Source organism: Phaeobacter sp. QD34_24 (genome assembly GCF_028890115.1).
Taxonomy (GTDB): domain Bacteria; phylum Pseudomonadota; class Alphaproteobacteria; order Rhodobacterales; family Rhodobacteraceae; genus Phycobacter.
Genome location: NZ_JARCJD010000052.1, coordinates 1 through 1,744, shown reverse-complemented (window position 1 = coordinate 1,744; position 1,744 = coordinate 1). Strand labels below are relative to the sequence as shown.

The window sequence follows — 1,744 nt, the reverse complement described above, 5'->3', positions numbered from 1 at the left end:
ACATTTTGCCTCGAAAAGGCTGAAACCTCATTTTATCAATAAAAATAAGGGGCTTAGTGCGAAAATTCACCTCAATGGTCTTCCAGGGCACTCTAATGGAGAGAACACACGCGATTATGCACCCGGTCGACGCCGTCAGAAGAGCCTGATCAGCTTTCTCCAGAACAGTCGCGCGTCACATCATCCGGTGCATGAAAGATGGGAGATAACCATCAATGGCAAGCAATAAGCCAACCGTCCCCACCACCGAAGACCTCAAGCACATCAAGTTCCTCGCTGCAGCCTATGGCAGCCAGATCGTTCGCCGCGATAACAAGTTCTACGACATAGAGCATCTGGGTACACCGCTATCCCGCGTCGACGTTGAGATGAAGATCCTCAACCTGATCGCCGAAGAGCATCCGACCCTTCCTCTGAATAACAACATCATCAAGGCGTTGTTCAAGTTGCTTATCGACACACGGCACACTGACCGGGCACGTAGCTTCCAGGTCTGGAGCGGCGCAACCATCTGCGAACCGGGCAATCCTAACCGTATCGTCATGAAGCGCGGCACGGTTTCCGCCAATACCTGGAGCGAACCGGAATATCGGAGCCTCAAGCTGAACTCCGCTGATCTTGACGTTGTTGGCGAGTTCTTCGACCAGTTCTTCCAGAACGCGCTGGACCGCGAAGCCTTCCTGAACTGGACGGCTTGGTGCCTTCAGAACGAGAGCGATAAACCTGCCTGGGCACCGTTTCTTTACTCGCGGGGTAAAGGCACCGGAAAAAGCACCACCGCCCGCATTCTTGCCGAGTTGTTCGGGGTTCGTAACTCGGTCACGCAGAACAACATCAGCAAGCTAACCCAGCAGTTCAACTCGACTGTTCTGACGAGCAAGCTGGTGATCTGCGAGGAAACCCAGATCAAACCCGGATCGACGCAGGCGAACGCCATCAAGACCTTCATCACCGACCCGCATGTGCTCATCGAGCGGAAAGGTTTCGAGGCTGAGCGGGCCAAACAGTGTTGCTGCTTCCTGTTTACCTCGAACTTCCCACCAACATGGATGGAGGAAGGCGAGCGGCGCTATCTGGTCATCGACGTAAACCACGATGGCCGGGCGGGCGGTGAGACAGCCGGTGAGTTCTCATCGCTTGTTGGTCGTGTCCATGCGTTCCTGGATGAACCGGCAAACGTGGCGAGGGTCTATAACGCGCTGATGCAACGGCAACTTCCCGAGGGCTTCAACGCCAAGAGCCTGAACATCGCTGACCACCAGACGCCGATCATGAAGCGCCTTCAGCAGGTGGGCCGCCAGACCATCGTCGACCAGCTTGAGGAACTTTTGAACGAGGCCGGTCTTGTTGTTCTGCCTGAAGCTAACGTGGTTGAGTTCGTCCGGCAGAACCTCAATGCAAACATGAACCAAACCAAGCATCTCATGGATGACCTCGAATGGGAGAAAACCAAGGTCAAATGGGGTGGCAAAGACTTTGCGCGAGCGATCTGGGTCAAACCTGGCTACTGGATCGAGCGTGGCAGGATCTATGGGCCTGACTTCGAGACGGTGCGCGTCAGCGACTATCTCGACCGCAATACCCCATACGGAGAAGTGGAGATCATCGAATGAAGGATCTGTATTTCGAACTTCAGGATGATAGCGAGCTTTGGCTGCTGGACGTCATCAACAATCACTACGAGGAGGCCCTTGCGAGGGCCAACTCACTTCTATCTCAAACCAGGGTCGATGAGAACGGGTGC

Annotated in this window: 2 protein-coding genes; both read left to right on the top strand. The window is 54.6% G+C overall.

Going from position 1 to position 1,744, the window contains the following annotated elements:
• A partial coding sequence (locus PXK07_RS18565; protein ID WP_274849790.1) for a hypothetical protein occupies nucleotides 1-229 on the top strand: 229 nt, incomplete at its 5' end.
• A complete protein-coding gene (locus PXK07_RS18560) occupies nucleotides 216-1,613 on the top strand; it encodes a DUF5906 domain-containing protein (protein WP_274849789.1) in 1,398 nt (465 codons plus the stop codon). The genes PXK07_RS18565 and PXK07_RS18560, both read left to right, overlap by 14 nt.
• Nucleotides 1,614-1,744 lie beyond the last annotated feature (131 nt).